Raw genomic sequence first — 5,431 nt, 5'->3', positions numbered from 1 at the left:
GTCTGGTCGGCGTGGTCGACGGCGGTGGGGTCAGGGAGGTCTGGGTCTCCGCCGTCGACCACGCCGACCAGACCGCCTGTCCGCTCTCCTCGCTCGGCCCGCGTCGCGCCCCGAAGTCGTCCCAACCACTCATCACGAACCCCCCGAATCACCGCACCACGTACTGCTTCAGAAGTTAGCGGCGGAAAAGGGGACGGGCCCCGCTCCGGTGGAGAACCGGAACAGGGCCCGTGCAAGCCCGTGACAGAGCCGTGGCGAACGGCCCCTCGGGGTGGCTCAGATGAGGCCGAGGGCGCGGACCGCCTCGCGCTCCTCCTCCAGCTCCGCCACCGACGCGTCGATGCGGGCGCGGGAGAACTCGTTGATGTCCAGGCCCTGGACGATCTCGTAGACGCCGTCCTTCGTGGTGACCGGGAAGGAGGAGATGAGGCCCTCCGGGACGCCGTAGGAGCCGTCCGACGGGATGCCCATGGAGGTCCAGTCGCCGTCCGCCGTGCCGTTGACCCAGGTGTGGACGTGGTCGATCGCGGCGTTCGCGGCGGAGGCCGCGGAGGACGCGCCGCGGGCCTCGATGATCGCGGCGCCACGCTTGGCGACGGTCGGGATGAACTCCTCGGCCAGCCACTTCTCGTCGTTCACGGTCTCGGCGGCGTTCTTGCCGGCGACCGTGGCGTGGAAGATGTCGGGGTACTGGGTGGCGGAGTGGTTGCCCCAGATGGTCAGCCGCTTGATGTCGGCGACCGTGGTGCCCGTCTTCTTCGCGAGCTGGGTCAGCGCGCGGTTGTGGTCGAGGCGGGTCATCGCGGTGAAGCGGTCGGCCGGTACGTCCGGGGCGGCGGCCTGCGCGATGAGCGCGTTGGTGTTGGCCGGGTTGCCGACGACGAGGACTTTGATGTCGTCCGCGGCGTTGTCGTTGATGGCCTTGCCCTGCGGCTTGAAGATGCCGCCGTTGGCGGAGAGCAGGTCGCCGCGCTCCATGCCCTTGGTGCGGGGGCGGGCGCCGACGAGGAGGGCGACGTTGGTGCCGTCGAAGGCGACGTTCGGGTCGTCCGTGATGTCGATGCCCTGGAGCAGCGGGAACGCGGAGTCGTCGAGCTCCATCGCGGTGCCCTCGGCGGCCTTGAGCGCCGGGGTGATCTCCAGGAGACGCAGCCGGACCGGCACGTCCGCGCCGAGCAGCTGGCCGGAGGCGATGCGGAAGAGCAGGGCGTAACCGATCTGGCCGGCCGCGCCGGTGACGGTGACGTTCACGGGAGTGCGGGTCATGGCGTTCTCCGTATGACAGCTGGCGGTGGGGCGGCACTGCCCCGGGGTGCGGGACGTACAAATGATCGATCTCTTGGCGTCAAGAGATCCACCGGTCAGGCTATCGCGCATCCGGGATCGCGTACTGCCGGGTCCGTGTGGCCCGCCCCACAGCGTCGGGCCGGGGCCACGAGAAGACGGCCGTCAGCACCCGTCCCCAGGACACGGAAAAGGCGGCCGTCCGGCTCGGGAGAGGAACACCGGACGACCGCCGTGGGGGGTACCGGGAATCCGGAATCCCGTGGGGGTGATGACCGCATGCCCCGATCCGGGGCGGGCATTCCCCACGTTCACCGAATCCCCACATACGCGCCCCGCATGCCCCACGTGCCCTAGGTCGTGCACCCCTTCTGGCCCGACGCGAGCGTCACGCAGGCCTTCGCCTCGCCGGCGTCCTTCACCGCCACCATCGGGGTGTAGGCGATGTTGTCGCCGGCCGCCGTGATGCTGTCGCTCTCCTTGGTGGTGCCCGCACTCACCTGCACGGAGTCCCCCGGGACACCCGCGGTGATCCGGCCCCAGGCGGCGCCGCACGTCTTGCTGTAGCGGACCTCGACGACGGTCGTGCCGACGGTCGCGGTCTTGGCGGTCGTCGCCGCGCCCGCGTCCGTCGTGCAGCCCATCGCCTCGGCGTCCTTGCCGGTGCAGCCCGCGCCCGCGCACTTCACTCCGGCCGGCAGGTCGGGGTTCGTGCTGACGGACGGCGAGGCCGAGGTGTGCGTGGCGGTCGTCTTCTCGTCCCCGCCGCCGTGCCTGGTGAACAGGAACACGGCCGCGATCACGACCAGCACCCCGACGACCCCGGCGCCGAACATGAGCAACCGCCGCCTGGCACCGGCCAGTCCGTCCGGCGGCCCCGGCCGGGGCGCCCGCGGCAGTTCCCCGTGCGGCACCGGAGCCTCCGGCACCCGCCCGGCCCCCGGCCGCACAGCCGCGCCACCGGACTGTCCAGGACCGGACTGCCCGGGCCCGGACGTCGGCCCCGCATACCCGGCCAGCCCCCACGAGTTGCCGACCTGCGAGGCACCTTCCCGTACGTCGGGCTCGGGCGCCGCCGGCTGCGGCGGCACCGTCGGGGACACCCCCGCCGGGCCCGCGATCCCCGGGGTCGCGGTGACACTGCCGCCCTTGCGGGCCGCCTTGCCGCCGTCTGCCTTACCGCCGTCGGTCTTGCCGTTCTGCGCCTTGCCGCTCTGGGCCTTGCCGCTCTGTGCGCCGGCCGGAGGCGCCCCGAACTCGCCGAGCGCGGCTCGCGCCTGGGAGATCCGCATCGCCTCCATGGTCATGTCGTGCCGCATCTCCGAACGGCTCCAGGCCCGCTCGGCCAGCTCCCACATCGTGGTCAGATGGACGGGATGGGTGCCGGTGACCTCCGCGAGGGCGACGATCGCGCCCTTCGGCGCGAGGAGCCGGCCGTTGAGATAGCGGTCCCAGGACGTCTTGCTGTAGCCCGTGCGGTCGGCCACCGCCGCCACGCTCAGGCCGCTGCGGTCCACGAGCCGGCGCAGCTGACCCGCGAACTCCTTGACCTGCGGATCGAGTTCATCCGGCAAGGCCCTCCAACGAGGCATTGCTTTCCCCCCTCTGCCCTGAATTGCCCACGCTAACGCGGTTGTTGGTCGAGTTCGTTGCAAATCCGCAAACTTGTCAATACATCGACACACCGGACACATACCGACGTTCACCCGAGCACGACGGCTCCCGCGACAGTCATGAGAAGCATCAGAAACAGCAGCACCAGCGCGTACCGGAGCAGTCGTCCACCGGGCCCCCGATCCCCCTTCACGGGCGGCGTGTCCCACCAGGGCAGGGTCGGATCGTCCCGGTACTCGTCCCGGTACTCGTCCCGGTACTCGTCCCCGCCCGCCGCGCGCTCCGGGACGGTGACCGGGCGGGGCCAGGCCTGGACCGCCAACTCCCAGCGCACACCGATGCGTTCGGGATCGGCTCCCGCGATCCGGCACAGGGCGACCACGGCCTGCCGGGGCGGGGGCTGGCCGGCGTTGAGATAGCGGTGCCAGGAGGACTTGCTGTACGCGGTGCGCGCACCGAGCGCCACCAGGCTCAGTCCGGTGCGGTCCTTGAGGAGGCGCAGCTGCTCCACGAAGTGCCGTACCTCCGCCGGCAGATCGTCCGGCAGCGGCTGCCAGCCGCTCATCGCTCCCCCACCGCCCGCCCGCTCGCCAGCCCGCCCCACTTGCCCGTTCCGAGCGAAATGACGACACCGGAAGGGGAACGGTTCCCTCGTCGCGGCGGGGTGCGGAGCGCGTAGCGAAACGGTCACCTCCGTGCCACAGCGCGCTGACAGCCGTTGAACAGCCTGCTCATGGCGCGGCACGCTGAAACACAGACGGCGGCGCGTCCCTGCTCGGGGGAGGGGACGGGCCGCCGTCGTGTGTCGTGAACCGAAGAAGTCGTGAACCGAAGTCGTGAACCGACCGGCTGTCAGCTGGTGTTGACCGTGTAGTGCAGCGTGTCCTTGAGGAACGGGATCACCAGCCACGGCTTGGGCTGCGCCATCATCGCCAGCAGGACGATCGCGAGGCCGAGCACGCAGTAGGTGAGGACGTCGGTGAAGCGGGAGCGGACGGCGAGCATGCCGACGTCCGGCAGCACCCAGCGCAGGACGGCACCGGCCAGCAGGGCCGCGCCGATGAGCAGGGTGCCGTAGCGGAAGACGTCGAAGGCGGTCAGCAGGAGGCCGAGGCCGACCGTGCCGAGCACCGCGAGGATCGGCCACTGGCGGGCCGGGGCCGGGGCGGCGCCGGACGCGGCCCGGCCGCCGCCCTCGGGGCGGGCGGTGTCCCGGGTGAAGAGGGGGAAGCGGCGGGTGGTGCGGCGCGGGACGCCGTCGGCGCCGGGGGCGCTGACGGGGTCCGTCACCTCGATGTCGTCCACGGCGTCCGTCCCCTTGCTCGCCGGTTCCTTGCTGTCAGGCGACACTGCGCTCCGCCGCCTCGACCACGTTGACGAGCAGCTGGGCGCGGGTCATCGGGCCGACTCCGCCGGGGTTCGGGGAGATCCAGCCGGCGACCTCGGCGACGCCCGGGTGGACGTCGCCCACGATCTTGCCGTCGGCGTTGCGGGAGACCCCGACGTCGAGGACGGCGGCGCCCGGCTTCACGTCCTCGGGCCGGATCAGATGGGCGGAACCGGCGGCGGCGACGATGATGTCGGCGCGCTTGAGGTGGGAGGAGAGGTCACGGGTGCCGGTGTGGCACTGGGTCACCGTGGCGTTCTCGCTGCGCCGGGTGAGCAGAAGGGGCATCGGGCGGCCGATGGTGACCCCGCGCCCGACGACCACGACCTCGGCGCCCTTGATCTCCACGCCGTAGCGGCGCAGGAGGGTCAGCACACCGTTCGGCGTGCAGGGCAGCGGGGCGGGCTCGTTGAGCACGAGGCGGCCGAGGTTCATCGGGTGCAGGCCGTCGGCGTCCTTGTCCGGGTCCATGAGTTCCAGGATGCGGTTCTCGTCGATGCCCTTGGGGAGCGGGAGTTGGACGATGTAGCCGGTGCAGGCCGGGTCCTCGTTGAGTTCCCGGACGACCGCCTCGATCTCCTCCTGCGTTGCGGTGGCGGGCAGTTCGCGCTGGATGGAGGCGATGCCCACCTGGGCGCAGTCACGGTGCTTGCCCGCGACGTACTTCTGGCTGCCGGGGTCGTCCCCGACCAGGATCGTGCCGAGGCCGGGCGTGACGCCCTTCTCCTTCAGCGCCGCCACGCGGGCGGTCAGGTCGGACTTGATCGCGGCTGCGGTGGCCTTGCCATCGAGAATCTGGGCGGTCATGACCCCATCCTCGCGGATGACCGGGCCCCGATTCCAATCAGGCGTCTCCACAACCCGTACGGAACATGCGGAATATACGCAATATACGGAATTCCGCTGGACGGGGGCAGCCGCCTCCAGAACCATGGGGACACAGTGCCGCGTGCAGTACCGGGGGAACGCAGCGCGTCCGTACCATCCGCACCATCCGCTTGATGAACAGGGCTTTCCTCCCGTCGGTGCCGCACGCCGTCCCCGCACTCGTCCGAGGCAGACGGAGGAGAGACGCCATGAGTTTCGGCGACCCGAACAACCCGTACGGGCAACCCGCCCGGCCGGCACAGCCGCCCCCGCCACCCC

General features: G+C 71.2%; 5 protein-coding genes. All 5 read right to left on the bottom strand.

Going from position 1 to position 5,431, the window contains the following annotated elements; translation table 11 throughout:
• Window positions 1-276 precede the first annotated feature (276 nt).
• The 5 genes from JHN45_RS50610 to JHN45_RS50590 all read right to left on the bottom strand — a co-directional run bounded on the left by JHN45_RS50610 (window position 277) and on the right by JHN45_RS50590 (window position 5,092).
• Window positions 277-1,266, bottom strand: coding sequence for a malate dehydrogenase (locus JHN45_RS50610; protein WP_200717127.1), 990 nt, complete (start codon window positions 1,264-1,266; stop codon window positions 277-279).
• A gap of 371 nt (window positions 1,267-1,637) precedes the next feature.
• Window positions 1,638-2,858 carry an XRE family transcriptional regulator gene (locus JHN45_RS50605; protein ID WP_201056217.1) on the bottom strand — a complete coding sequence of 407 codons (1,221 nt, stop codon included), beginning with the start codon at window positions 2,856-2,858 and terminating at the stop codon, window positions 1,638-1,640.
• Window positions 2,859-2,986: 128 nt separating this feature from the next.
• A complete protein-coding gene (locus tag JHN45_RS50600; RefSeq protein ID WP_201056216.1) occupies window positions 2,987-3,463 on the bottom strand; it encodes a helix-turn-helix transcriptional regulator in 477 nt (158 codons plus the stop codon).
• 287 nt (window positions 3,464-3,750) lie between these two features.
• A complete protein-coding gene (locus tag JHN45_RS50595; RefSeq protein ID WP_374192834.1) occupies window positions 3,751-4,203 on the bottom strand; it encodes a DUF3017 domain-containing protein in 453 nt (150 codons plus the stop codon).
• Window positions 4,204-4,237: 34 nt separating this feature from the next.
• Entirely contained in the window at window positions 4,238-5,092 is an 855-nt protein-coding gene (locus JHN45_RS50590) for a bifunctional methylenetetrahydrofolate dehydrogenase/methenyltetrahydrofolate cyclohydrolase (RefSeq protein WP_019066819.1), read from the bottom strand.
• Window positions 5,093-5,431 lie beyond the last annotated feature (339 nt).

The organism is Streptomyces sp. MBT53 (assembly GCF_016654115.1).
Taxonomy (GTDB): domain Bacteria; phylum Actinomycetota; class Actinomycetes; order Streptomycetales; family Streptomycetaceae; genus Streptomyces.
The sequence above is the reverse complement of the archived record's forward strand: the minus strand, read 5'-3'. Positions and strand labels throughout refer to the sequence as shown.

Excerpts from the sequence above, each read along its gene's own strand:
- JHN45_RS50600 (WP_201056216.1), bottom strand. The coding sequence starts at position 3,463 with ATGAGCGGCTGGCAGCCGCTGCCGGACGATCTGCCGGCGGAGGTACGG.
- JHN45_RS50590 (WP_019066819.1), bottom strand. The coding sequence starts at position 5,092 with ATGACCGCCCAGATTCTCGATGGCAAGGCCACCGCAGCCGCGATCAAG.
- JHN45_RS50610 (WP_200717127.1), bottom strand. The coding sequence starts at position 1,266 with ATGACCCGCACTCCCGTGAACGTCACCGTCACCGGCGCGGCCGGCCAG.